This is a genomic window from Nonomuraea jiangxiensis (assembly GCF_900099965.1).
Lineage (GTDB): Bacteria > Actinomycetota > Actinomycetes > Streptosporangiales > Streptosporangiaceae > Nonomuraea > Nonomuraea jiangxiensis.
On the sequence record NZ_FNDJ01000013.1, the window covers coordinates 322850 to 347855 of the forward strand.

Genomic DNA, 25006 nt, shown 5'->3' on the forward strand with positions numbered 1-25006 from the left:
ATTGTAGGATATAGTCCGATTTGTGAACCTCGCTCGACTTGTGGGTGCGGTGGCTCTTCTCGCCCTGGCGGGCTGCTCGCAGGGCACGCCCGCCGCCGCTCCCTCCGCTCCAGTTTCCTCGTCATCGTCGGCCGCCGCCACCCCCACGGTCGCCGTACCCGCCAAGTTCGCCGCCGGAAACGTCAGAATCGCCCTCGTCCGGCAGCTTTCCTCCGGCGACTACTTCGAGCAGTGGCTCGCCGGTGCGCAGGCCGAGGCCAAGGCGCTCAACGTGCGGCTGGAGATCTCCAGCGGCGACGGCAACAACGACAAGCAGGCGCTCAACCTGGAGCAGGCCGTCACGGCCAAGGCCGATGCGATCGTCGTCGACCACGGGTTCGCCCAGACGGTGCAGCCGGCCATCAAGAAGGCCGTGGCCGCCAAGATTCCCCTGGTCGCCTTCGACGTCGATCCGGGCGCACCCGAGGCCGTGGCCCTGACCCAGGATGACCACGAAATCGCTGGGCAGGCGCTGAGTGTGCTGAAGGCGGACACGGGCGGCAGCGGCGAGGTCCTCTACATCTATGTCGCCGGATTCGCGCCGCTGGACCGGCGCAACGAGACCTGGGAGCAGTTCAAGAAGGACAATCCTGGCATCAAGCAGGTGGCACAGATCGGCGTGGTCAACAGCTCGACCGCCTCGGCCGTGGCCGACCAGGCCAAGGCGGCGCTCCAGGCCAACCCGGGCGTCAAGGCGATCTTCGCTCCGTACGACGAGTTCGCCAAGGGCGCCGCGCTGGCCGTCAAGGAGCTCGGCCTGGCGGAGAAGGTGAAAATCTACGGCGCGGACGTCTCCACCGCCGACATCGGCGTCATGACCGAGCCCGGCAGCCCGTGGGTCGCCACCTCCGCCACCGACCCCGCCAACGTGGGGCGGGTCGCGGTACGGGCCGCCGCCCTGCTGGTCGCCGGCTCGACGGTGGAGCACGCCCTCACGGTGCCGCCGGCGTTGATCACGCAGAAGGGGCTGCGCGACTCCGGCATCAGCAGCGTCGAACAGCTCACCCGGGCCTTCCCCGGCCTCACGACCCCTGACGTGGCGCGCGTCCCCTGGGCGGCGTCGTGACCTTCACGGTCACGTCCGTCTCCAAGGTGTACGGCGCTACCAGGGCGCTGTCCTCGGTCACTCTAGAGCTGCGCCCTGGCGAGATCGTGGGGCTCATCGGCACCAATGGCGCCGGTAAGTCCACGCTCATCAAGATCCTCTCCGGCGCCACCGCGCCCAGCTCTGGGACGCTTTCGCTCGACGGACGCCCGCTGGCGTTCGGTGGGCCGCTGGACGCGCAGGCGGCCGGGGTGCAGACCGTGCACCAGAACATCGACGACGGCGTGGTCTTCGGCGCGAGCGTGGCGGACAACCTCACCCTCGACACGCTGACCGGGCCCGGCTGGTTCCTCACCCGAGCCCGGGTACGGGCCGCCGCCGCGGCTGTCGCCCCCGGCCTCGGACTGCCCCTGGACGCGCCGGTGGAGAGCCTGCCGGCGAGCGCGAGGCAGCAGATCGTCATCGCCCGCGCGCTGGCCCGCCGGGCCCGCCTGCTGATCCTCGACGAGCCCACCTCCACCCTGTCGGAGGTCGAGGCCGGGGTCCTCGCCGCCCGGGTGCGGAAGGCGGCTGCCGCCGGCGTGTCGGTGTTGTACGTGTCGCACCGGCTGTCGGAGATCGAAGCGTTGTGCGATCGGGTGCTGGTGCTCAGGGACGGCGAGCTGGTCGCCACGTTCGTCGCACCGTTGGAGCGGTCCGCGATCGTCACGGCGATGCTCGGGCCGGCCTCCGGCACCTCCACCGGCGGGCCGGCCTCCGGCACCTCCACCGGCGGGCCGGCCTCCGGCACCTCCACCGGCGGGGAGGCCGATGCGCCCGCACGCCGGGAAGACCCTGCCCGAGAGGGACGGGACGTGCTGGTCGCCGACGGGGTGCGGGCCGTGCCGGGCGGCCACGCGTTCGGGTTCCGGGTGCGCGCCGGAGAGGTGCTGGGCGTGACGGGGCTGGTCGGGGCCGGCAAGACGGAGCTGCTCGAACAACTCGGCGGTGCCCGGCGGCCGGTGTCGGGGCGGCTCTCGCTCGACGGCGTGCCGTACCGGCCGAAGGACCCCAAGGACGCGATCGCGGCGGGAGTGGCGCTCGCCCCCGAGGAGCGGGCGGCGCAGGCCATCGTGCCGGGCTGGTCGGTCCGGGCACACGTCACGCTGCCGTGGCTGCGGCGGCACGGGCGTTCCGGACTGCTGGCGCGCCGCTCCGAGGCCGCCGCCGCCCGGCGGGTGATCGAGCTGTTCGGCGTGCGCGGGCCCGGGCACGAGGCACCCATCGAGGCGTTGTCCGGCGGCAACCAGCAGAAGGTGGTGGTCGGCCGCTGGCTGGTCGGTGACCTGCGGCTGCTGGTGCTCGATGAGCCCTTCCGCGGGGTGGACGTGGCCGCCAGGGCGGACATCGGCCGGGTCATCAGGGACCACGCCAGGCGGACGGCCGTCGTCGTGGCCTCCTCGGATCCGCAGGAGCTGCGCGGCCTGGCCGACCGGGTGCTCGTCCTGCACGAGGGCGACCTGGCGGGGGAACTGCCGATCGCCGACGCGACACCGGAGCGCCTGGCCGCTCTCATGTCGGGCACGTCTTCTCGGCCCCCGGCCGGTCGGGGAGGTGCGGAGTGACCGCCACCGCCTCGGGCACCGGCACCGCGGCGTCCCCGGGCCGCGGTGCCTCGCGGGTCGCGGCGCTCGCCTACCGTTACGGCCTGCTGGTCGTACTGGCCGCCATGATCGTTCTGTTCTCCCTGCTCCGGCCGGCCTTCGCGACCTACCCCAACGCCCTGGTCGTCCTGCAGTCCGTGGCCGTGGTCGGGATCGTCGCGCTCGGCGTCACCGTCTCCATGACGACCGGTGGATTCGACCTGTCGGCGGGCGCCACGGTCGGCGCGGTGGTCATGGTGACCGCGCTGACCATGGTCAGGTTCAACCTGACCGGCGGCACCGCGGTGGTGGCCGGGCTGCTCACCGGGCTGTTGGTCGCCGGCGTGAACGTGCTGCTGACCGTCGTCGCCAAGGTGCCGGACCTGGTGGCGACGCTGGGCACGCTCTTCCTGTTCCAGGGCCTGGCGCTGATAGTCACGGGTGGCCAGTCGGTCGCGCCCGGCATGACCGTGGACGGCAGGACCGCCCCCGGTCGCTTCACCGAGGGCTTCGCGTGGCTCGGCGGCGGCAGGATCGCCTCCGTTCCGGTCCCGGTCGTGGTATTCGCGCTGCTCGCCGCTGTGGTGTACGTGCTGCTCAACCACACCCGCTGGGGCCGGGCCCTGTACGCGATCGGCGGCAACGCCGAGGCGGCCCGCCTGGCCGGCATCCGCGTGGCGCGCTACCGCGCTCTGGCCTACGCCGTGTCCGGGGTGTGCGCGGCGGTCGCCGGGATCCTGCTGTCGGCCAGGCTCGGCAGGGGCGATGTGGGCGCCGGGGACCCGTACCTGCTGCAGTCGGTCGCGGCGGCGCTGATCGGGTTCGCGGTGCTGGGCGCCAACCGCCCCAACGCGCTGGGCACCGTGGTCGGCGCGCTCTTCATCGGCGTCGTGATCAACGGCCTCACCATGCTGAACGCGCCCTACTACGCGCAGACTTTCGTCCAGGGCGCGCTGCTCGTCGGCGCGCTGGTGACCAGTTACACGCTCAGGAGGATCAGGTGAGCTACGAGCTCCTCACCGTGGACACGGTGCCCGGCTATGTCGCCGCGCGGCCCGCGCTGGCCCGCTTCGGCTCGGTCTCGCGGGTGCGGGAGGTGGGTGACGGCAACCTCAACCTGGTGTTCGTGGCCGCGGCCGAGGGTGGCGGGCTGGTGCTCAAGCAGGCGCTCCCGTACGTGCGGGTGGACCCCACCTGGCCCATCACACCGGAACGCAACGGCGTCGAGGGACGCGCGCTGCGCGTGCACAACCGGGTCGCGCCCGGGCTGGTCCCCGAGCTCTACGACGCCGACGCCGAGCGGCACGTCATCGCCATCGAGGACCTGTCGGACCATCGGGTGTGGCGCGGCGCGCTCAACGAAGGGCTGCGCCACGACGGCGTGGCGCACGACCTCGGGCGGTACGTCGCGAAGGTGGCGTTCGGCACCTCGGTGTTCGGGCTCGGCGCCAAGGGGCACAAGGCGGCGCTGGCCGGCGCGGCCAATCCCGAGCTGTGCGAGATCACCGAGGACCTGGTCTTCACCGAGCCGTACATCACCCACGAGCACAACCGGATCCTGCCCGCCAACGAGGCGGACGTGGCCGCGTACGCGGGCGACCCGGACGTGCGGGCCGCCGTCGGCGCGGCCAAGCTCGTGTTCATGACGCACGCCGAGGCGCTGGTCCACGGTGACCTGCACACCGGCTCCGTCCTGGTCCGCGACGAGCCGCATTCGGCCAGGGCGTTCGACGTGGAGTTCGCCTTCTACGGGCCGGTCGGCTTCGATATCGGCGCGCTCTGGGGCAACTACGTGCTCGCCGCCGCACGCGCCCTCGCCCTGGGTGAGGACGCGCACGCCGCGTGGGTGCTGGAGCAGGCGGCCGAGACCTGGCAGGGCTTCGCCGAGGAGTTCACGGCGCTGTGGCCGGACCGGGCCGACCCGCGCATCATCGACCTCGACCGCTATCTCGCCAAGGTGTACGCGGACGCGGCGCCGTTCGCCGCGGCGAAGGCGGCCCGGCGGGTGATCGGCTTCTCCAGGGTCACCGACATCGAGACCCTGCCGGAGGACCTGCGCGTGAGGGCCATCCGCGCCGTGCTGTCCGCCGCCAGGCTGCTGCTCACCGGCGGGTCGCCGCAGGGAGAGCCGAAGGCCCTGTTCGACCGGGTCGGACAGCTCCTGGCGGACGCCGGGTGACGGCTCAGGCGGGTTCAGACGGGTTCAGGGAGTTCAGACGAGTTCAGGCAGTGGCCAGCTTGTAGGCGAGCAGCCACTCCACGCACTCGGTGACGTGCCTGGCGTGCTTCAGGTCCGTGCCCCAGGCGTACAGGCCATGATCGGCCACGATGACCGCCGGCGTGCGCGGGTCGTAGGCGGCCTCGAACCAGTCGCCGAGCTCGTCCATGTCCTGGCTGTTGCGGATCACCGGGATCGTGACCTCGTCGTCGTGGGCCAGGCGGCCGATCCCCTTGAGCGTCTCCACGTCCCGTAGCAGTACCCCGCCTGGCCAGCGGTGCCCCGCGACGACCGCGTTGAGCGCGTGCACGTGCACGACCGCGTCCGCATCGGTCAGCGCCGCCACCCTGGCGTGCAGCCCGGCCTCGGCGGACGGCCTGAGCGGCAGGACCCCTTCCACCGCGACGGCCTCACCGCGCGGGCCGACCACCGCCACGTCCGTCGGCAGCAGCTCACCCTTGTCCAGCCCGCTGGCCGTGACGGCCAGCCGCAGCGGATCCCGTGACACCACCTCCGAGATGTTGCCCGAGGTGCCGCGCATCCAGCCGATCCCGGTGAAGCGAGCCGCCTCCACCGCCAGCCTGGCCCCTGCCGCGTGCACCCGGTCGGCAGCCAAGGTCGTCTCCGCGCTGCTCATAGGTCTATCTCCTCGAAGGTCGTGATGACGGGATGAGGGCCGAACGGCGTGGCCGCGTTCGGCTCCCCCGGCCTGCGCACCCCCGTGGTGCGCCAGCCGGCCGCCGCGGCGGCGTCCAGCTCGGCCGGGACGTCGGACAGGAAGAGCAGCCCGGCGGGGTCGCCCAGGGTCCGCGCGATCCGCGCGTAGGAGGCGGGTTCCCGCTTGGGGCCCGCGTTGACGGTGTCGAACCAGTGGTCCACCAGCACCGACAGGTCGCCATGTGCGGTGTTGGCGAACCACGGGCGCTGGCTGGCCACCGACCCCGAGGAGAACACCGCCAGCCGGTGCCCGCTCGCGTGCCAGGCCCGCAGCGCCGGCGGCACGTCGGGGAAGACATGGGAGGTCAGCTCGCCCGCCGCGAAGCCCTCCGCCCAGATCCGTCCCTGCAGCGTCTTCAACGGGGTGGCCTTGACGTCGCCGTCCATCCAGCCGTGCAGCACCTTGACGGCCTCGGCCGTGGCGTCGGCGCCGATCTCGGCGAGAGCCGCGCGCACGTCGGGGTCGTCGCGGTGGGCGTCGATGTACGGGCCGAGCCGGGGCCGCGCGTAGGCGTACAGGCCCACGTGCACGGACTCGGTCGAGCTGGTCGTCCCCTCGATGTCGAGCACGATCGTGGTCATTTGGTGAGCACCTCTACGAAGTCGGCCACGAACCTGCGCGTGTCCACGGCGGTGATCACCCGCGTGGCGGGCGCGGGTTCGTACGGGAAGGCGGGAGGCAGGCCGTCATGCGTGCGCATCAGCCTGGCCCGGTACAGGAATCCGTCGCCGCGCACGTTGACCGGGCCGTCCGTCCAGGCGGTGGCGAACGTGGGATCCAGGAGGACACCCGCGGCGAGGGGGTCGTGCAGCGGGATGATCCTGCGGCCCCACTCGTTCTGGTAGAAGTCCAGGTACGCGGCCAGGATGTCGGTCGCGAACCGGGCCGCGGGCGCGGCGGACGCCCGCAGGGCGGCGATGGCCTGCTCGTCCAGGATCGTGCCCGCCGTCACGTTCACGCCCACCATCACCAGCTCACGGCGCGGCGCCGCGAAGACCGCGCGAGCCGCCTCGGGGTCGTTGTTGATGTTGGCGTCGATCATCAGCAGCGTGCCGGGCGGAGCGTAGGGGCCAGAGCCGCCCATGAGCACGACCGAGCGGTACTTGGTGAACAGCTCCGGGTCCTGCCGCAGGGCCAGCGCCAGGTTGGTGAGCGGGCCGAGCGCGAGCAGGTCGAGCTCGCCCGGCCGCTCGTTCGCCAGCCGTGTGAGCAGCTCCGGGCCGGACTCCGCGGCCACCGGCGGCAGCGGGCGGTCGAGGCCGAGATCGCCCAGGCCGTCCTTGCCGTGCACGTGTCCGGCGATGTGGGCGGGGCCGCGCAGCGGCTCGGCGGCGCCTCTGGCCACGGGCGCGTCCAGGCCGAGCAGGCGGGCGACGTACCCGATGTTGCGGGTGGCGTCCTCCTCGGCGCAGTTGCCGTACACGGAGGTGATCGCGACGATCTCGGCGTCGGGACGGCCGGCCAGGTACAGCAGGGTGTGGGCGTCGTCGATGCCGGTGTCGGTGTCGACCACGATGCGTCTCACGAGAGCTCCTTGGGGTGGTGGACGCCGCGCTCGGTCACGATGCGGGTCACCAGGTCGGGCGGGGTCACGTCGAAGGCCGGGTAGTAGCCGGTCACGCCGTCGGCGGCGGTGCGGTGGCCGAGCGTGTGCAGCACCTCGTCGCCGTCGCGCCGCTCGATCACCACGTCGGCGGCCGTCGGCGCCTGCGGGTCCGGCGCGTCGACCAGCGCGTAGAACGGCACGCCGAAGGCGCGGGCGGCCAGCGCGACGCCGAGTGTGCCGACCTTGTTGATCACATGGCCGTCCAGCGTCACCCGGTCGGCGGCGGTCAGCGCCACGTCGGCCAGCCCGTCGGACAGGGCGGCGGCGACCATGCCGTCGGTGATGAGCGTCGGCCGGTAGCCCATCTCGACCAGCGTAGCCGCGGTCAGCCGGGCCCCTTGCAGGTAGGGCCGGGTCTCGGTGCAGACGAACTCCAGCCGTTTGCCGGCAGCCTGCGCCGCCCGTACGGTGGCGATCAGGAAGGCGTCGGCCCAGCAGTGGGTGAGCACGCGTGTGCCGTCGTCGAGCAACGAGGCGGCGTGTTCGCCGAGCGCGGCACTGCGCGCCCGGTAGCCGTCCTCGTGTTCCCGCGCCGCGGCCTCGACCGCCGCCACCAACTCGGACCCGGCGAGCCGGGCGCCGTCGTCACTCACGGTCGCCGACAGGACGGCGTGCACCGCATCCCGGATGTGGTTGTTCGTGGGCCTGGTGGCGACCAGCCGCGCTCCCACGGCCCGCAAACGCGCAGCCGCCTCCTCCGGCGCGTCGCGCCGGGCCTCGCGCGCTCCGAGCACCATGCCGGCCGTGGCCGCGAACAGGGGCCCCGAGCTCTGCGTCACCATCCGCTCGATGGCCACGGCCACGTCCTCACTGGTCGCACAGCGCACCCAGCGCACCTCGAACGGATATACGCGGCGATCGAGGATCTCCACCACGTCTCCCGCGAACCTGACCGAGTCAGCCAGCGCAGGGGTGCTCATACCGTCCTCACCTTTCGCCGCGTCGCCGCCGCCACGACCAGGGCCAGCAGCGTGATCAGATACGGGGCCGCGTCGGCGGCCTGCTGCGGCAACCCGAGCCCCTGCAGCCGGAACCCCAGCGCCTCGGCCGCGCCGAACAGCAGGCAGGCCGCCAGCCCCAGCCACGGCCGGGCACCGGCGAGCATGACCGCCACCACGGCCACCCACCCCCGTCCGGCGCTCATCCCCTCGCTGAAGAGCGTCACGTTGCCCAGTGCGAGCTGCGCTCCGCCGAGCCCGCACAGTGCCCCCGCGCCCAGCACCGCGGCGTGCCGGTAGGCCGGTACGCGCAGCCCGATCGACTCGGCCGCCTCGGCGTGCTGCCCGATACCGCGCAGCCGCAGTCCCGACCTGGTCCGCCCGAGCCACCACGCCGCCCACGCCACCAGCAGGAACGCGGCCGGCACCAGCGGCGACTGCGGACCCAGCACCGGCAGGTCCAGCCCGAGCTCGGCCAGCGTGGGCAGCCCGGACAGGTCGGGGGAGCTGAAGGTCCCGCCGCTGCCGAACACCTGGCGCATGAGGAAGGCCGTCAGCCCGAGCGCGAGCAGGTTCGTTCCGACCGCCACGACGACCGGGTCCGCCCGGAACGTCACCGCGGGCACCGACAGCAGCAGGGCGTACAGGGTGGTCGCGAGCACCGCGCCCGCCACCCCGAGCCACGCGCTGCCGGTCATATGGCTGAACAGCACCGCCGTGAACGCGCCCCAGAGCAACTGCCCCTCCAGCGCCATGTTGAAGACGCCGGACACCGAACACAGCAGGCCACCCAGCGCCGCCAGCACGACCGGCGCGGTGGCGGTCAGCACCGCCGCGAGGAACGCGTTCATCCGCGCCTCCCCGCGGGCGCGTCCGAGGCCGCCAGGAACACGTTCACGCCTGCCTCCCGGTCCACCGGCTCCGCACGACGGCGGCGACCGAGACGATCACGATGATCAGGCCCTGCACGATCTGCGTGAGCTGGCTGGGCACGCCTGCCTCGCGCTCCATGCCCTGCCCGCCGGCCTGAAGGATCGTCAGCAGCGCCACCGCCGCCGGGATCGCCGGCGGGCGTCCCGCGGCCAGCAGCACGGCCGCGATGGCAGTAAAGGTGTAGCCGGGCGCGGTCAGCGCGCCGTCCACGAACCGGTACGGCGGGCCCAGCACGATCAGCCCGCCGACGAGCCCCGCGAACGCGCCACCCGCCGCCAGCGTCACGGCCGCCATCCGGTCCACCCGGACGCCGCCGTACCTGGCGAACTCCCGGTTCGCGCCGAGCGCGCGGATCTCGTAACCAGGGACGGTACGGGCGTCGGCGTACAGCCACAGCGCGGTCAGGGCGGCGACCAGGGGGAGAGCGATCGTGACGTACGAGCTGGAGCCGAACGCGGGCAGCCGGGCGCTCTCCGGCAGGAGCGGCGTCTGGGCCAACCCCGTGCCCGGCTCGGCCAGCGGGAACCTGGCCAGGTACGAGGCCAGCGAGACCGCCGGAGCGCTCAGCAGCAGCGTGCTGACGATCGCGGGGATGCCGAGCCGGGTGCGCAGCGGCGCGGACAGTCCCGCGACCAGCGCTCCCGCCAGGGCCGCGCCCACCAGCGGCACCACGTACGAGCCGCCGGCGTGCAGGGCCAGCGCCGCGGCCACGATGCCGCCGAGCGACAGCTGGCCGTCGCCCCCCAGGTTGAACTCGCCCGCGCGCAGTGGGATCGCGAACGCCACCGCCATGCCGAGCGTGGGGACGTACGCGGCGAGCGTGTACTCGAGGTTGCCGTCCATGAGCGCGCCCCGTACCAGCGCGGGGTAGGCGAGCGACGGATCGACCCCGACGGCGATCATGACGATCGTGGTGAGCGCCAGCGCGCCCGCCACGGACAGCACGGCGGGAGACAGCACCAGCCGCCGCACGACCACCCCCACCCGTCTGGCCCCGTCCCCGCGGGCGGGGGCCGACGTGGTGGGCGGCGTTCCCACGGGGTTCTCGACACCTGTCATCCGGTGGCCTCCGCGTCGCCCTGTTCGGGGCGGGCGGCGCCGGTCATGGCGGCGCCGAGGCGTTCGTCCGTGGCCTCGGCCACCGGCAGGTCGGCGACCACGCGGCCCTCGAACATGACCAGCACCCGATCGGCCAGGGCACGTAGCTCGGACAGCTCACTCGACTGCAGCAGGACCGCCCGCCCGGCGTCGCGGGCCTCGGCCAGCAGCGCGTGGATCCGCTCCTGGGCGCCCACGTCCACCCCCTGCGTGGGCTCCTCCACCACCAGCACCGGCGTGTCCCTGGACAGCTCCCTGGCCAGTACCGCCTTTTGGGCGTTGCCGCCGGACAGTTGCGCGATCGGCGCCCGTACCGACGAGGCGCGGATGGAGAAGCGCTCCACCAGCGCCGCGGCCCGCTGCCGCATCCGGTCCGGCCGCAGCCGGATGCCGCGCTGCTCGCCCATCAGCAGGTTGTCGGCCAGCGACATGATCGGCGCGGTCGCCCGGCCCGCGCGGTCCGCGGGGACGTAGGCCACACGCCGCTCCCTGCCGCCCTCGACGGGCCGCCCTTCCAGGAGCACCTCGCCCGAGCCGGCCCGCCGCAACCCGGTCACGGCCTCCACCAGCTCCCGTTGCCCGCTGCCCGCCACACCTGCGAGGCCGACGATCTCGCCGGCCCGCACCCCGAACGACACCTCCGCCACCGCCGCCACGCCGTCCTGGTCGCGGAGGTGCAGGTCGCGTACCTCAAGCACGTACGCCATCGCTTCCGCGGGTCCGCTCGGCGTGCCGGTAGGGCGCGGTCCGTGCGGGGGCGCGCCGAGCGAGCGGCCGATCATGGCCTGGACCAGCTCGTCCGCCGACGTGGCGGCCGTGTCGAACCGGCCCGTCACCCGCCCGCCGCGCAGCACCGTGACCCGGTCGCTCGCCGCCAGCACCTCCTCCAGCTTGTGCGTCACCAGCAGCACGGACACGCCCTCGGCGGCGAACTCCCGCACCATCCGGAGCAGGCCCTCGGTCTCGCCGGGGGTGAGGACGGCGGTCGGCTCGTCGAGGATGAGCACCTCGGCCCGCCGGTAGAGCGCCTTGAGGATCTCCACCCGCTGCCGCACCCCGACGGGCAGCTCGCCGACCCGTGCGGAAGGGTCCACGTCGAGGCCGTATCGCTCGGACAACCCGGCCACCGCCCGGTCGGCGGCCGCCCGGTCGAGCATGCCGCGGCGCACCGGCTCGGCGCCGATCACCACGTTCTCCGCCACGCTCAGGCCTGGGAAGAGCCGCAGGCGCTGATGGACCATGCCCAGCCCATGCGCGATGGCGTCGGCGGGGGAGCGCAGCCGCACGGGAACCCCCGCGCGCAGCACCTGGCCCGCGTCCGGGCGGTGCAGCCCGTACAGTACGGACATCAGCGTGGACTTGCCCGCGCCGTTCTCACCGACGACCGCGTGCACCTCGCCCCGCGCCACGGCCAGGTCGATCCCGTCGTTGGCGAGCACGTCGCCGAAGCGTTTGGTGATGCCGGCCAACTCGACCGCCGGCGCGCCGGCAACGGGCCGATCGTGCGGGGGCACGCTCATCCGGCCAGCGGGTCGGCGACCGTGATCCGGCCCGCCACGATGTCGTCGCGGACCTGCTTGACCTTCGTGACCACGTCGGGAGCGGAGGCCACCGTGCAGCCGGAGGAGGCCAGGTCGCCGTCCAGCGCGTTCACGCCGACGCCGCCTTCCTTCAGCCCGTAGACCTTGACGCCACCGGCCCTACCTGCCGCGATGTCCTTGATGGCGGCGCTCTCCGCCACGTCGACGTGCTTGAGCACGTTGTCGATGACCGTGCCGGGGCTCTGCGCGCACTGGTTGACGTCCACGCCGAACGCCTTGGCTCCGGCGCCGGCAACTCCCTCGAAAACGCCCTGGTTGCCGGCGGACGCGGCGGCGGCGACGATGTCGGCGCCCTGGCCAGTGAGCGTCTGGGCCTGCGACTTGGCCCTGGCCGGGTCGCTGAACGGGTTGTTGCCGCCGACGTACAGCGGCGTGCCGGTGACGGAGGGATTGACGGACTTGGCACCGGCGAAGAAGGGATCGATCCAGCGGTGCACGAACGGCGAGTCGAGCGCGGCCACCACGCCGAGCTTGCCGCTCTTGGAGAGCATGCCCGCCTCGACCCCGGCCAGGTAGGCGGCCTCGTGCTCGCGGAACGACACGCAGGTCAGGTTGGCCGCTTGGTCCTTGGCACACGAGTCCACCTGAAGGAACTGCTGGCCGGAATGCTGTTTCGGCACGGTGGCGAACAGGTCGTCGAAGGAGAAGCTGACCCCGACGATCACGGTGGGCTTCGCCCGGACGGCGGCGTCGAGGTTCTGCGCGATGCTGGTGGGGTCCTTGCTCTCGTACAGCTTGAACGAGGCGCCGATCTCCTTGGCCGCCGTTTCCGCACCCTTCACGCTGAGCTGCAGGAAGCTGTTGGTTCCCACGGGGTTGGGAGTGATCAGGATGACGGACTTCCCGGGGGAGGCGGTTGGCTGGTCCGCTGCGCCGCAGCTCGTGAGGGCGAGCGCGGCGGCGACCAGAGCGGTCGGTGCGGAGACGGTACGCATGGCGGGGAGCATATCATTCATATCCGATAGGGATTGTCCACCTTTGTCCGGATTGACCCTCACTCCGGTGCACGTCGATAATCTATGTATATCCAGTAGGTAATGTTGATTATATGGCGGGCGGTGTGTAGCTTCGTGTCATGAGCCACGGCCTTCAGCTGACCACGCGCGCTTACGTGGACTTCGCCCGCGTCGCCAGCGCCCAGTGTCGCTGACCGCCTCCCCCGAACGCCCGGCCCCGCCCTGCAGAGCGGGTGCGAGAACGCGAAAATGGTGCGCCTTCGCCAGAGCCGGCCACCTTTGAGGTGCGGCGGGCCATCATCACCGATGCCGCCCGGGCGTCTGTTCGGGCCCGGCACGGGAACGACATGGACTCTTGCAGGGAGGACGCGTGACACGCGGAAGCGAGAGAACAAGCGCGGCCGTGGTGGTGATCGGCGCAGGGCCGGCCGGAACGTGCCTGGTGGAGCGGATCCGCGCCAACAGCCCGCGGCTCAGTCGAGGCCACGTGCTGGACCTGTACGTGGTCGATCCGTACCCGCCAGGGCCGGGCCGTCGGTGGCGGACCGGGCAGGCGCGCTCCGACTCTCCGGCGGGGGACCTCACGGTCTTCCCGGATGACGGGACCCTCCGCCAGGGACCGTCCCTGGCGGATTGGCTCGGCCGCGACCGTGGGTACCACGCCTCGCGGTCGGAGGTGGGCGGATACCTCACCCACGCGTTCGAGCAGGCGGTACGCGGCGCGCCGCGCAATGTACGAGTGCACGTGCGCCGGGATCGGGCGGTCGGCCTGACCGAGTCGGCAGGCACACAGCGGGTGACGCTGTCTGACGGCGGATGGCTGGAGGCCGACGCCGTGGTGCTGGCTCAGGGAAATCCGGACGCGCCGCCCTCGCCGGCCGAGATGGCGGAGATGGACTTCGCCGCCCGGCACGGGCTTGTCTACCTGCCCAGCGGCCATGCCGGCGACCTCCATACCGATGCCGTCCCCGCGGGCGAGCCGGTGCTGGTGCGGGGCGCCGGACGGGCGTTCGCCGATCTGGTGGCGCCGCTCACCGTCGGCCGCGGCGGGCGCTTCGCCGAGGGCCGCCAGGGGGAGCTGGTCTACCTGCCCAGCGGCGACGAGCCTCTGCTGCGGGTCGGCTCGCGGCGCGGTGTGCCGCACCACGCCCGTCCCGGCTATCGCCTCGCGGGCGCGCCGCCTCCTCTCCGGCGGTTCCCGTGCGAAGAACAACCGCGGCGGGCCGCGGCCAAAGAACTGGCGTACGCGTACTACCACGAGCTGTTCACCCGGCACCCGGAGCGGACCCGGACGACGTGGGAGGCGTTCGAGACGGCCTTCGTGCAGGCCGAGTGGGGCGGCAAGGAGATGCGCGCCCTGATCACCAAGTCCGTGTCACGCTTCGCCGACCGGCTGCACCTGGATCGGCTGGAGCGCCCGCTGCATGGCATGCGCTTCGGCGACCTGTCCGGGCTGCAGCGGTGGGTGCACGGCTACCTCGCGGCCGACCTGGAGCGACGCGCCGACCCTGCCTTCAGCGCCGACCTCGCGCTGATCCACGGGCTGCTCTCCGCGCGCACCGCCCTGGCGGGCGATCCCTGGGTGCAGGGGCTGTTCGGCCTGCTCGCGGGAGGGCCGTCCCTCGCTCGCCAGGCCGAGCTGCGTGCCCTGGCCAGAGCGGGCGTCGTCACCTTCCTCGGCGCCGAACCACGCATCGAGCAGGACGAAGGCGGATGGCGTGCCACCAGCCCCACCGTTCGCGGCTCGACGACGGCGCAGGCCATCATCGAGGCGCGGCGGCCCACGCCCAGCGTGCGCCACAGCACCGACCCGCTGATCGCCGGGCTGTACGCCAGGGGTGAGTGCCGGGAGGCGTCGGGCCTGCTGGACGTCCGCCTCCCGGACCACCGGCTGATGACCAGGAGCGGTGCCGCACACGGCCGGCGGTTCGCCTTGGGCTCCTGCACCGTGGACGGCGCCGCCGGGTTCGACGGCCCGGGCGGCACCGCACCGCTGGTCCAGCAGGCCGACGCGCTGGCCAGGAGCATGCTGGCCCAGGTCGCCGGATCCTGGTTGCACGCGGCGGCATGACCCGACGCACTCGGTGGCGTTCCGATCCGAGAAGAATACCTATATATCCAGTAGGAAATGTTGACTTTATTCGGACGTGCTCGTAGCTTCGTGGTCATGAGCCAGGCCACGAACCTGACCCGGCGCCCGCACGTGGACCACGGCCACGTCGCCAGCGCGCAATGTCACTGATCACGAAATCTCGTCCTCAACCCCTTCCTCCTGTCGAGGAGTGATTCCGTGATCAACATCGGAGGCGGCTTATGACGCTGCCCGAAGTACAGTCGCCGGTCCACCAGGACGCGGAGCGGCCGCTGGAGGTGGTGACGGCCCGTCACCCGCTCCGGTGGCTGGCCGCCGCCTGTGTGCTCGTCGTGCTGGCGATGGTCGCCAGCGCTCTGGTGACCAACCCGGCTTGGGAGTGGGACGTCGTCGGGCAGTACCTGTTCGCGCCGTCGGTGGTGCGCTCGGTGCTGCTCACGCTGGAGCTGACCGTGCTGGGCATCGGGCTCGGGTTCGCGCTCGGCACGGTGCTGGCGCTGATGCGGCTCTCAGCGAACCGGCTGCTGTCGTCGGTGGCCTGGGGATATGTGTGGTTGTTCCGGTCGGTGCCGCTCATCTTGCAGCTGCTGTTCTGGTACAACCTGGCGCTGCTCTACCCGCGGTTGTCGGTGGGCGTGCCGTTCGGGCCCGCGTTCTTCGACTTCGGCACCATGGATCTGATCGGGCCGCTGACGGCGGCGGTGCTCGGGCTCGCGCTGCACCAGGCCGCGTACGCCGCCGAGATCGTCCGCGGCGGCCTGCTGTCGGTGGACCACGGGCAGCGGGAAGCGGCGGCCGCTCTGGGACTGCCACCGGCACGGCGGCTGTTCCGGATCATCCTGCCGCAGGCCATGCGGACCATTGTGCCCAACGCCGGCAACGAGATCATCGGCCTGGTCAAGGGAACGTCGGTGGTCTACATCATGGCGCTGCCCGAGCTGTTCTATCAGGTGCAGGTGATCTACAACCGCAACGGCAGGGTCATGGCGCTGCTGCTGGTCGCGGCCATCTGGTACCTCATCCTGACCACCATCCTGTCGATCGTGCAGCACTACGTGGAGCGCTTCTACGGCAGGGGACGGGCATGAGTTCGATGGTGGAGCTGCGCGGCGTGCACAAAAGCTTCGGTTCTCTGCACGTGCTGCGCGGGGTGGACCTGGACGTCCGCCAGGGGCAGGTCCTGGTGATCGTGGGCCCGTCGGGGTCGGGGAAGTCCACGCTCCTGCGTACGATCAATCACCTGGAGAAGGTGGACCGCGGCTCGGTCCGGGTGGACGGTGACTTGCTCGGCTACCGCCAGGTCGGCGATCGGCTGCACGAGCTGCCCGAACGCGAGGTGCTGCGGCAGCGCACCAAGATCGGATTCGTTTTCCAGGCGTTCAACCTTTTCCCGCACCTCACCGTCAGGCAGAACCTCATGGAGGCGCCGCTGTCGGCCCAGCGGCGGCCGCGCACCGAGGTGGAGCCGCTGGCCGAGCGGTTGCTGGCCCGGGTGGGCCTGGCGGACAAGGCCGACGCCTACCCCCGCACGCTGTCCGGAGGCCAGCAGCAGCGCGTCGCCATCGCCAGGGCGCTCGCGCTGGAGCCCAAGCTGCTGCTGTTCGACGAGCCGACCTCCGCACTGGATCCCGAGCTGGTGGGTGAGGTGCTGGACGTCATCAAAGACCTCGCCCGCGGAGGCACCACCATGATCGTGATCACCCACGAGATCGGGTTCGCCCGCGAGGTGGCCGACTCAGTGGCCTTCATGGACGCCGGCCTCATCGTCGAACTCGGACCGCCCGCCCAACTCCTCGACAACCCCACGCACGAACGCACCCGCGCCTTCCTCAGCAAGGTTCTCTGACTACTAGGGACACAACGACATGCGCGTATCGCTCGCGCGGGCCTTCGTCATGCCCGCGCTCCTCCTGCTGACCGCCGCCTGCGGCACCGAGCCCACCATCACCGCGCCGTCGGCCACCACGGCCCCTGTGGTGGCGGGCAAGCAGATCAATACTGGTCCGGATCAGAACCGGGTGCGGGCCGACAAGGTGGACGCCATCGCGGCCCAGGTGCCGAAGGACATCGCGGCCGACGGCAAGCTCACCGTCGGCTTCAGCGGCCAAGGCGCGGCGCCGCTGACGTTCCACGCCGACGACGACACCACCCTGATCGGCGTGGAGACCGACATCGCCCAGCTCGTGGCCGACGTGCTCGGCCTGGAGATGTCCCCGGAGATCAGCTCGTGGGAGAACCTCTTCCTCGCTACCAAGTCCGGCAAGGACGAGGTGGTCTTCAACAACGTCACGGTCACCGAGGAGCGCAAGGACATCTACGACTTCGCGACGTACCGGATCGACCAGCTCGGCTGGCAGGTCCCCGGCAACAGCCCCATCAAGGCCATCGCCAAGCCTGCGGACATCGCCGGGTTGCGAGTCTCGGTGGGCTCGGGCACGAACCAGGAGAAGATCCTGCTCGACTGGGACGAGCAGAACAAGGCTGCCGGGCTGAAGCCGATCGAGATCCTCTACTACGAGAAGTACAGCGACGTGCTGCTGGGGCTCAAGTCCGGCCGCGTCCAGGCGTACTTCGGCCCGAACCCGGCCATCGCCTACAACATCGCCGTCAGCGGCGGGTCCAGGATCGTTGGTACGTTCTCCGGCGCCGGGCCGGACCTGCAGGGACTCATCGCCGCCATGACCAAGAAGGACAACGGCCTGGTCAAGCCGCTCAACGAGGCACTCAACACCGTCATCAAGAACGGCAAGTACAAGGAAGTCCTAGAGCGCTGGGGCCTGGCCAACGAGGCGGTTCCCGAGTCGCGGATCAACCCGCCCGGACTGCCGCGGCAGGAGTCGTGAGCGAGCTCACCGCCCAGGTGCGGCTCGTCCCCATGTCGGACCCGGCCGCCGCGCCGCTGCTGGCCGGGCTGCACCTGGAGTACACCTCGCGCTACGGCCGCAACGACGAGCTCGCCAGGTATCCCGAGGCCGAGTTCGCGCTGCCGTACGGCGCGTTCCTGGTCGTGGTGTCCGGCGGCGAGACCGTGGCCGGTGGCGCGTTCCGTCGCTACGACGCGGCGACCGCCGAGCTCAAGCGCGTGTGGACGCACCCGCGTCACCGCCGCGAAGGGCTCGGCCGTCTCGTCGTACGCGAGCTGGAGCGGGAGGCGTTGCGCCGCGGGTACCGCCGGATCTACCTGACCACCGGGCCGCGCCAGCCCGAGGCCGTGCACCTCTACCTCGCCAGCGGCTACGACCCGCAGTTCGACGTCGCCGCCCGCCCTGCCCAAGGCCCGCTCGCCTTCGTCAAGGATCTGCGCCTTCGCATGTGAAAGGCCATGCCGTCTATGGACGTTGAGCCCATGGAACAGCCCTACAGGCGTTCGTCCAATGTAGCCCTATTTTCCTACCGTGAATGTGTGATAATTGAGCATGGGTTTGGACAGGACCCGCTCGCCGAGCGAGCGTGCCGATACACCCCTGACCGCCGCCATCCTGGCCGGGCGATGGATACGCTCCGCTGCCGAGGAGGACACGGGCGGGAGGCGCTGGAAGGCCAATCCTGATGCCAGGGGCAGGTCGGCGCTCGCCTCCGCCGAGCCCGCCTCGCTGTACGCCGGGGCGGCCGGGATCGTCCTGTTCTTTCTGGAGCTGTCTGCGGCGACCGGGCACGAGGCGTACCTGGAGGACGCCCGCGAGGGTGCCCACTACCTTGTGGCCACCTGGCGGGATCAACCGGACCTGTCGTTCTACCGCGGGCTCACCGGCACCGTCGTGGCGCTCATCGAGGCCGGATGGGCGCTCGGCGACGGCCGCTTCGAGGAGGAGGCCGTGGCCGCGGCCGAGCGGATCGTTCGCGCGGCCCGCCCGATGGACGGCGGTCCCGGCTGGACGGGGGATCCGGCCCAACGCGGTGACGGCGGGATCGTGCTCGGGCTGCTGCGTGCCGCCACCGCGCTGGGCGTTCCGGAGTATGAGGAACTCGCGGTGGCGGCGGGGGAGCGCATCGCCGGCCTGGCCGTGCCCGGCCACCGTTTCGGCGACTACCCGGATCTACCTGTGGACGCGGTCACTCCGGGATTCCTCGCCGGTACGGCAGGGACGGCCTTCCTGCTGGCCCGCTTGTACGGCGTCACCGGCGAGCGGCGCTTCCTGGCGGCGGCGGACCGGGGCGCCGGCTTCGTGCGCGAGGTCAGCACCGTGACCGACCGGTGCGCCGTCGTGCCGCACCACGTGCCGCAAGCGCGGCGACTGCACTACCTGGGATTCTGCTCAGGCTCGGCGGGTGTGGCGCGCATGTTCTACGAGCTCTACCGGGTCACGGGGGACGCGGGTCACCTGGACTGGGTGGAGCGCCTGGCCAACGGCATCCTGCTGAGCGGAGCGCCACGCCGGCGCACCCCCGGGCTCTGGAACGTGGCCTGCCAGTGCTGCGGGATCGCCGGGCTGCTGGAACTGTTCACCGGGCTGTGGGCGGTTACGGGGAAGGTCGCCTACCTGACGTTCGCCAGCGGGCTCGCCGAGCATCTCATCGCCTCCGCCGTTGACCCCGACGACCGGGGGTTGCGCTGGTATCAGGCCTACCGGCGGTTGCGTCCCGGCGAGGTGAGCGCGGACACCGGGTACATGGTCGGTGCGGCCGGCATCGGCGCCGCCCTGCTGCACCTCGATGCCGCCATGCAGCCGCGTATCCCACGCCGGGTCATCCTCCTGCCCGACAATCCGTTCCCGCCCATCCCCGTGCCACCCGACCGGCTACGTGACGATAACCCCAGGGCTTTCTCCTGACCAGGCGTTCCGACGTCAGCCGTCGATCAACGCAGGAGGCCGGCCCGTGACGTCAACCTCGCCCCAGGCCATCATCCTCATCACCGGAATACAGGCGGCCGGGAAGTCGACCATCGCACAGATGCTGGCCGAGCGACTGCCCCGCTCGGTGCACGTCCGAGGCGACCTGTTCCGGCGCATGGTGATCAACGGCCGGGCCGACATGACTCCCGAGCCCTCGAAGGAAGCGATACGGCAACTGCAGCTGCGCTACCGGCTGACGGCAGCCACCTGCGATGAGTACTTCCGGGAAGGGTTCACAGTGATCGCCCAGGACGTCATCCTCGGCGAAGACCTCACTGAGATGGTCGAACGCATCCGGCAACGGCCGCTGCTCGTCGTCGTCCTCGCCCCACAGCCCGAAGCCGTCGCCGCCCGTGAGGCAGCTCGCGGCAAAAGCGCCTACGACCGGTGGACCATCGACCTGCTCGACAACAGCCTGCAGAACGAGACTCCCCGCATCGGACTCTGGCTCGACACTTCCGACCAGACACCAGACGACACCGTCGATGAGATCCTCACACGCGCATGGACCGAGGCCAACGTCCCGTGATCAAGCACTTCCATATCCACCTGGACACCACCTGTCGGCCTCCCAAGGCCACCGCCTGTTCTCCGGCACCCCCGACCGGCTGTCCCCGCAGGCGATGGCCGGATGACTTGCACGGATGACATAGGGCACAGTGTGGCAAAGATCCGATGGGCCCAAGAGTGAACCGCTCGCCAATCCGCGAGGTCGGGCCCGCTATGGGGCGGGCGCCTTGAGCCCGTCGAGCATGACCGTGGTGAGGGGGTCGTCGGCGCGGGCGCCAGGGCGGCAGATGGCGACGTTGAGCAGGCCGACGACTTGTTCCGGCGTGAGGTCGCGACGCAGGCTGCCCTCCTGCTGCGCCTGCTCGACGATGTCCCCCAGCAGACCGTGGATCTCCCGGATGAGCCGCTGACGCGTGTCCGACTGTGGCGAGGCTTCCGGCAGCGAACTGAGCAGCGCCAGGGGCCTGCCGGCGCAGTGGCGCACCATGCTCAGCAGCACCTCCCAGCGCGGTACTTGCTCGGCCGCGCCGGCTCGGAGGTGGTCGCGCAGGACCGTGAGCGTGCTCTGCGCGATCTCCTCGATCAGGGCGCGGCGGTCGGGGAAATGGCGGTACAGCGTGCCCACGCCGAGGCCGGCGGCCTGGGCGATCTCCTCCATCGACACTCCCGCCCCGCGCTCGGTGAACAGGCCGAGCGCCGCCTCGACGATGCGCTCGCGGTTGCGCCGGGCATCGGCCCGCATGGGTGCTCGCGCACTATCCGGAATCACGGATTCAGGTTACTGTACGCTGCTTAACATGAAGCGGAAGGTCCGGTTCATGTTAGGAGGCGACATGCGCGTCGGCATCTACCTCAACACCCTCGGCACGGATCTGGACACCCTCCTGAGCAGGTTGCGCGCCGCCACGGAGGCAGGACTCACCAGTGCCTTCCTCACCCAGCTCATGTCGCTGGACGCGATCACCGTGGCGGCATTGGGCGCGCGGGAGGTCCCGGGCATCGAGGTCGGCACCGCCGTCGTCCCGACGTACTCCAGGCATCCCCTCGCTCTGGCCGTGCAGGCCATGACGGCGCAGGCGATCAGCGGCAACAGGTTCACTCTTGGTGTCGGGACCAGCCATCGGCAGATCATCGAGGGCTCGTACGGACTGTCCTTCGACCGGCCCGCCCGCCATACGCGCGAGTACCTCAGCGCGCTGGTGCCGCTGCTGCGCGGTGAGGCGGTCGAGTATCGCGGTGAGACCCTGTCGGTCTCCGGCCAGGTCGAGGTGCCCGGCACCACCCCGCCACCCGTCCTGCTGTCGGCGCTCGGCCCCGTCATGTTGCGCATCGCGGGCGAGCTCGCCGACGGCACGGTCACCACCTGGACCGGGGCGGCCGCCATCGCCCGTCACATCGAGCCGCGCATCACCGAGGCGGCCCGGGCGGCCGGCCGCCCGGCTCCGCGCATCGTCGCCTCCGCTCTCGTAGCGGTCACGGACGATCCGCAACGGGTACGAGACCAGGTCGCTGAGCAGCTCGGCTTCGCGGCGGGCTTCGCCAGCTATCGTTACCTGCTGGAACTGCAAGGGCTGTCAGGGCTGCACGAGACGGTCATCGCCGGGGACGAGAGCACAGTGGACAAGGAGATCGGCCGGTTCGCGGAGGTCGGTGTGACGGACTTCCTGGTGAGCCCGGCCGGCGACGAGGCCGACCAGGCCCGCACCCTCGCCTTCGTCCGCGACCGGCTCGCCACGGCCCCATGGTGAGCGACCTGATCTGACCCGGATCGCAGTTCCCCCCCGGGCCGGAGCGCAACTCGGCGTGTATGGCGCGATGGGCGGTCTGGGCATCAGCGCAGCCACCGTCGAATACCAGCACCGCACTCGCAGGAGGACCAAATTCCCTCCCGACCAAGGGAATACGACCCACATTGCCGCTGCGGCCAATGCCACGACCGTGAACCACCATAGAACCGGGGACGTGGCCATGTGCCGGACCGTACTGGTTCCAGCCCGTGGACAAGCGTTCTCTCTTAACCAGCTCGCCGCCCGGCTCAGCCGGGGGGCCTGGGCCTACAGCGCCTGATGGAACGTCAACGCCCACAACCGGCTGAGCTTCGCGGCCGGAGGCGAGCTCGTTCTGGCGATCGACGCGTTCGGTCCCGGGAGAGCACCAGCGAATTCGCGAGCGGCTGCCCCGTCTGCCGCTGCTGGTGGAGACGGCCGAACGTGTGTGGGTGCCCGGCCGGACGACACGCCGGGGTCATGCTTGGATGCGGGCCATGAGCAGGGCGATGTCGTCCTCGGCCGGCGCGTCGCCCACGATGGAGCCGATCACGGCCGTGCACACGTGCTCGAGCGTCGCCGACTGCCGCGCCGCGTGAGCGAGGGCGTCGCTGAGCCTGGCCATGCCCGTGTCGAGGTCGGCCTGCCGCGACTCGATCAGGCCGTCGGTGTACAGGGCCAGCAGGGTCCCGGCCGGCAGGTGCAGGTCGTGCGACTGGAAGGTGCCCAGCCCCACGCCGATCGGGGTGCCGGTGGGCAGCGACGGGAACGTCACATCCCCGGACGGGGTCACGATCGCCGGTGGCGGATGCCCGGCCGCGGCCATGGTGCAGCGGCTGGTCTGCGGATCGTAGACGGCGTACAGGCAGGTGGCGCCCGTGGCGTCGAAGCCGCGGGCGTCCTTCGTCATCAGGTGATCGAGGTGGGTGAGCAGCTCGTCCGGTGGCAGGTCCAGGTAGGCCAGAGTGCGTACGGCGGTGCGCAGCCGGCCCATGGTGGCCGCGGCGTTGATACCGTGCCCGGTCACGTCGCCGACGACCAAGGCGATGCGGCCGCCGGGCAGGTGGATGGCGTCGTACCAGTCGCCTCCCACCCCTTCGTGCGTGTCGGAGGGCAGGTAACGCGCGGCCACCTCGACGGTGCCGCTGCCGCACAGGTCGTGCGGCAGCAGGTCGCGCTGGAGCGTGAGCGCGGTCAGCCGCTCGCGCGTGTACTGGCGTGCGTTGTCCAGGCTCAGCGCGGCCCGCGTCGCCAGTTCCTCGGCCAGCAGCAGGTCGTCCCTGGTGAACGGCACCGGGTTGGAGGTGCGCGCGAACGTCGCGACGCCGAGCACGTCGCCGTGCGCCTCCAGCGGAATGACGATCAGCGAGTGCATGCCGGTGGCGTGGATGGTCCGCGCCCGGTCGGGGTCCAGATCCAGCCAGGTACCGGGCGAGGTGTCCAGCACGCGCTCCAAGTGCGGCCGGCGCGAGCGCAGGACCTCCGTGAACGGGGATCGCGGTGGCATGAACACGGTCTCCTTGCGCTCCCGGAGCGACTCGAGCGCCCCGTCGTGCACCGAGGCCACGCCGGCCCGCCGGAAGACGGGGCCGCTGATCTCTGTCGCGGCCAGCCGCTGCAGCGGCTCTGTGCCGGGCAGCACCGCCTCCGGCACATCGACGGTCACGTAGTCGGCGAGGACCGGAACGGCCAGTTCGGCCAGCGCCTGGGCGATTTTCATGACGTCCAGCGTGCTGCCGAACCGGACGCCGGCCTCGCGCAGCAGGTCGAGGTGATCCCGCGCCTTGCTGTTGCTGAAATCCAGGGCCACTGAGCACACGCCCAGCGGCCGGCCGTCCGCGCCTTCCAAAGGCAACAGCGAGATGGACAGCGCGCGCTCCTGACCCCCGTGGGACCAGCGGGCCTCACGGTCGATCGTGGGCCGGCTGCCGGCGAGCACCTCGCGCATCGCGGCCTGCACCGCTTCCGTGTCGATTCCCGCGATGACCTCGGTCAGGGAGCGGCCGATCCGGTAGTACGGGTAGCCGTCGCTGAGCTGTTCGGCCGCCTTGTTGAACCAGACGCAGCGCAGGTTCTTGTCCCAGATGGCCAGGGCGACGGGGAAGCTGCTGATGAGCGACTCCAGCAGGGCGCCGGTGGCGGTGGACCGGTCGGTGGTGGTGGCCGGGATCGCCGACACCAGCCAGGATTCCTGCCGGCTCCCGGCGTCGTCGCCCAGAGTGAGCGGGGCGGCCTCGGCGCGTACGATGACCACCTCGCCGTCCCGCCGCCGTATCTCCGTCAATCCTGTCCGGGGCAGGTGCGCGCCGGGCCGTTCACCGTCGCGGTCGTGGCCGTCGGGCGGGAGGAGTGAACCGATGGGGCGGCCGAGGATGTCGGCGGCGGGGTAGCCGGTGAGCTCCTCAGCAGCCTGGGTCCAGCCGATCACCGTGCCGACGCCGTCGACGACGGCGACCGCTGGGGTCGCCCCTCCATGGAGGCTGCCGGCTGCTTTCATGCCATCACCCATCTCGGGTGGGGGGACGAGTTCGCTTCCAGGGTTTCTCAGAATAGCCGTGCTTACCTGCAGTTATTTGAACCTTGACCAATCTTTGTCGTGACATATACGGCGATGCGGTGCGGAGCCGCAAGAGTTTCGTCACAACCCCGCCCAGGGCCGGGGGTCCGCTCAGCGCCGGGTATGGCTGATCGTTGGCGCCATCCCGGAAACGCCTGGGAGGGCTGGCCACCCTCGCGGCCGCTGAGCATGCCGTACGGGAAGCTGCACCCGCGGCCCATCGGCTCATCGGCGAGACCGTCTCCGCGCCCGCCTACGCCTGGTCCCCCGTTGTCGGCACGGACAAGACCGGCACACTCGTGCCGCCGCCGTACCCACTGATCAACTGAGCGGCGGCTTGCCGGAGCTATAGAAGTTCCGGGCCTACACGGACAGCAGCGGCTACCTGATCACCCCTCATGGCCGGCACAGCCGAGCGTCCGCACGGAAGGGGCGGCAGGAGGTGTGTCTGTCCGGTTCGGCTCGGGGTGCC

23 protein-coding genes are annotated in these 25006 nt (G+C 71.4%); 13 read left to right on the forward strand and 10 right to left on the reverse strand.

Features of this window, described 5'->3' with window-relative positions:
- Positions 1 to 22: 22 nt before the first annotated feature.
- Genes BLS95_RS28775 through mtnK form a run of 4 tightly spaced genes read left to right on the forward strand, consistent with a single transcriptional unit; the run spans position 23 to position 4885 of the window.
- Positions 23 to 1105: a substrate-binding domain-containing protein gene (locus tag BLS95_RS28775; RefSeq protein WP_176993421.1), complete on the forward strand. Its 1083-nt coding sequence runs from the start codon at positions 23 to 25 to the stop codon at positions 1103 to 1105.
- On the forward strand, positions 1102 to 2688 hold the full coding sequence (locus tag BLS95_RS28780; RefSeq protein ID WP_090937910.1) for a sugar ABC transporter ATP-binding protein: 1587 nt from the start codon (positions 1102 to 1104) through the stop codon (positions 2686 to 2688). The genes BLS95_RS28775 and BLS95_RS28780 overlap by 4 nt, the downstream gene beginning before the upstream one ends.
- Entirely contained in the window at positions 2685 to 3710 is a 1026-nt protein-coding gene (locus tag BLS95_RS28785; RefSeq protein ID WP_218136021.1) for an ABC transporter permease, read from the forward strand. Before BLS95_RS28780 ends, BLS95_RS28785 begins: the two co-directional genes overlap by 4 nt.
- The gene (gene mtnK / locus BLS95_RS28790; protein WP_090937913.1) at positions 3707 to 4885 is read left to right on the forward strand and encodes an S-methyl-5-thioribose kinase; all 1179 of its coding nucleotides are present in this window, start codon (positions 3707 to 3709) and stop codon (positions 4883 to 4885) included. Before BLS95_RS28785 ends, mtnK begins: the two co-directional genes overlap by 4 nt.
- 43 nt (positions 4886 to 4928) lie before the next feature.
- On the opposite strand, the gene mtnB is transcribed toward mtnK, so the two are convergent.
- The 8 genes from mtnB to BLS95_RS28830 are packed head-to-tail and all read right to left on the reverse strand — an operon-like array spanning position 4929 to position 12753.
- On the reverse strand, positions 4929 to 5561 hold the full coding sequence (gene mtnB / locus BLS95_RS28795) for a methylthioribulose 1-phosphate dehydratase (RefSeq protein WP_090937916.1): 633 nt from the start codon (positions 5559 to 5561) through the stop codon (positions 4929 to 4931).
- Entirely contained in the window at positions 5558 to 6223 is a 666-nt protein-coding gene (gene mtnC, locus BLS95_RS28800) for an acireductone synthase (protein WP_090937918.1), read from the reverse strand. Before mtnC ends, mtnB begins: the two co-directional genes overlap by 4 nt.
- On the reverse strand, positions 6220 to 7167 hold the full coding sequence (locus BLS95_RS28805) for a nucleoside hydrolase (protein WP_090937921.1): 948 nt from the start codon (positions 7165 to 7167) through the stop codon (positions 6220 to 6222). The genes mtnC and BLS95_RS28805 overlap by 4 nt, the downstream gene beginning before the upstream one ends.
- Positions 7164 to 8168, reverse strand: coding sequence for a s-methyl-5-thioribose-1-phosphate isomerase (locus BLS95_RS28810; protein ID WP_090937924.1), 1005 nt, complete (start codon positions 8166 to 8168; stop codon positions 7164 to 7166). The genes BLS95_RS28805 and BLS95_RS28810 overlap by 4 nt, the downstream gene beginning before the upstream one ends.
- Positions 8165 to 9037 (reverse strand): ABC transporter permease, encoded by an 873-nt coding sequence (locus tag BLS95_RS28815; protein WP_090937927.1) that lies wholly within the window; start codon positions 9035 to 9037, stop codon positions 8165 to 8167. The genes BLS95_RS28810 and BLS95_RS28815 overlap by 4 nt, the downstream gene beginning before the upstream one ends.
- Before the next feature lie 43 nt (positions 9038 to 9080).
- A complete protein-coding gene (locus tag BLS95_RS28820) occupies positions 9081 to 10178 on the reverse strand; it encodes an ABC transporter permease (protein ID WP_090937929.1) in 1098 nt (365 codons plus the stop codon).
- Entirely contained in the window at positions 10175 to 11737 is a 1563-nt protein-coding gene (locus BLS95_RS28825; protein WP_090937932.1) for an ABC transporter ATP-binding protein, read from the reverse strand. The genes BLS95_RS28820 and BLS95_RS28825 overlap by 4 nt, the downstream gene beginning before the upstream one ends.
- A complete protein-coding gene (locus tag BLS95_RS28830) occupies positions 11734 to 12753 on the reverse strand; it encodes a BMP family ABC transporter substrate-binding protein (RefSeq protein ID WP_218136022.1) in 1020 nt (339 codons plus the stop codon). The genes BLS95_RS28825 and BLS95_RS28830 overlap by 4 nt, the downstream gene beginning before the upstream one ends.
- A 391-nt stretch (positions 12754 to 13144) precedes the next feature.
- On the opposite strand from BLS95_RS28830, the gene BLS95_RS28835 reads away from it, so the two are divergent.
- The 7 genes from BLS95_RS28835 to BLS95_RS28865 all read left to right on the forward strand — a co-directional run bounded on the left by BLS95_RS28835 (position 13145) and on the right by BLS95_RS28865 (position 20230).
- Positions 13145 to 14845 (forward strand): FAD/NAD(P)-binding protein, encoded by a 1701-nt coding sequence (locus BLS95_RS28835; RefSeq protein WP_176993422.1) that lies wholly within the window; start codon positions 13145 to 13147, stop codon positions 14843 to 14845.
- Between the two features lie 242 nt (positions 14846 to 15087).
- Entirely contained in the window at positions 15088 to 15954 is an 867-nt protein-coding gene (locus tag BLS95_RS28840; protein ID WP_090937940.1) for an amino acid ABC transporter permease, read from the forward strand.
- Positions 15951 to 16712 carry an amino acid ABC transporter ATP-binding protein gene (locus tag BLS95_RS28845; protein ID WP_090937943.1) on the forward strand — a complete coding sequence of 254 codons (762 nt, stop codon included), beginning with the start codon at positions 15951 to 15953 and terminating at the stop codon, positions 16710 to 16712. Before BLS95_RS28840 ends, BLS95_RS28845 begins: the two co-directional genes overlap by 4 nt.
- 19 nt (positions 16713 to 16731) lie before the next feature.
- A complete protein-coding gene (locus BLS95_RS28850; RefSeq protein WP_090937946.1) occupies positions 16732 to 17709 on the forward strand; it encodes an ABC transporter substrate-binding protein in 978 nt (325 codons plus the stop codon).
- The gene (locus BLS95_RS28855; RefSeq protein ID WP_218136023.1) at positions 17706 to 18182 is read left to right on the forward strand and encodes a GNAT family N-acetyltransferase; all 477 of its coding nucleotides are present in this window, start codon (positions 17706 to 17708) and stop codon (positions 18180 to 18182) included. The genes BLS95_RS28850 and BLS95_RS28855 overlap by 4 nt, the downstream gene beginning before the upstream one ends.
- Positions 18183 to 18282: 100 nt before the next feature.
- Positions 18283 to 19638, forward strand: a complete 1356-nt coding sequence (locus tag BLS95_RS28860; protein WP_090937949.1) for a lanthionine synthetase LanC family protein — start codon at positions 18283 to 18285, stop codon at positions 19636 to 19638.
- Positions 19639 to 19684: 46 nt separating this feature from the next.
- A complete protein-coding gene (locus BLS95_RS28865) occupies positions 19685 to 20230 on the forward strand; it encodes an AAA family ATPase (protein WP_245765336.1) in 546 nt (181 codons plus the stop codon).
- A gap of 192 nt (positions 20231 to 20422) precedes the next feature.
- Here BLS95_RS28865 and BLS95_RS28870 read toward each other — a convergent pair whose 3' ends face one another.
- Complete coding sequence (locus BLS95_RS28870; RefSeq protein ID WP_090937955.1) at positions 20423 to 20953, reverse strand: TetR/AcrR family transcriptional regulator; 531 nt, start codon at positions 20951 to 20953, stop codon at positions 20423 to 20425.
- Between the two features lie 55 nt (positions 20954 to 21008).
- On the opposite strand from BLS95_RS28870, the gene BLS95_RS28875 reads away from it, so the two are divergent.
- Positions 21009 to 21959: a TIGR03564 family F420-dependent LLM class oxidoreductase gene (locus BLS95_RS28875; protein WP_245765337.1), complete on the forward strand. Its 951-nt coding sequence runs from the start codon at positions 21009 to 21011 to the stop codon at positions 21957 to 21959.
- A 496-nt stretch (positions 21960 to 22455) separates the two neighbouring features.
- Here BLS95_RS28875 and BLS95_RS28880 read toward each other — a convergent pair whose 3' ends face one another.
- Positions 22456 to 24474, reverse strand: a complete 2019-nt coding sequence (locus BLS95_RS28880; RefSeq protein WP_176993423.1) for a SpoIIE family protein phosphatase — start codon at positions 24472 to 24474, stop codon at positions 22456 to 22458.
- 194 nt (positions 24475 to 24668) lie between these two features.
- Here BLS95_RS28880 and BLS95_RS54465 point away from each other — a divergent pair, with 194 nt between their 5' ends.
- Positions 24669 to 24863, forward strand: a complete 195-nt coding sequence (locus tag BLS95_RS54465) for a hypothetical protein (RefSeq protein ID WP_143043906.1) — start codon at positions 24669 to 24671, stop codon at positions 24861 to 24863.
- Positions 24864 to 25006 lie beyond the last annotated feature (143 nt).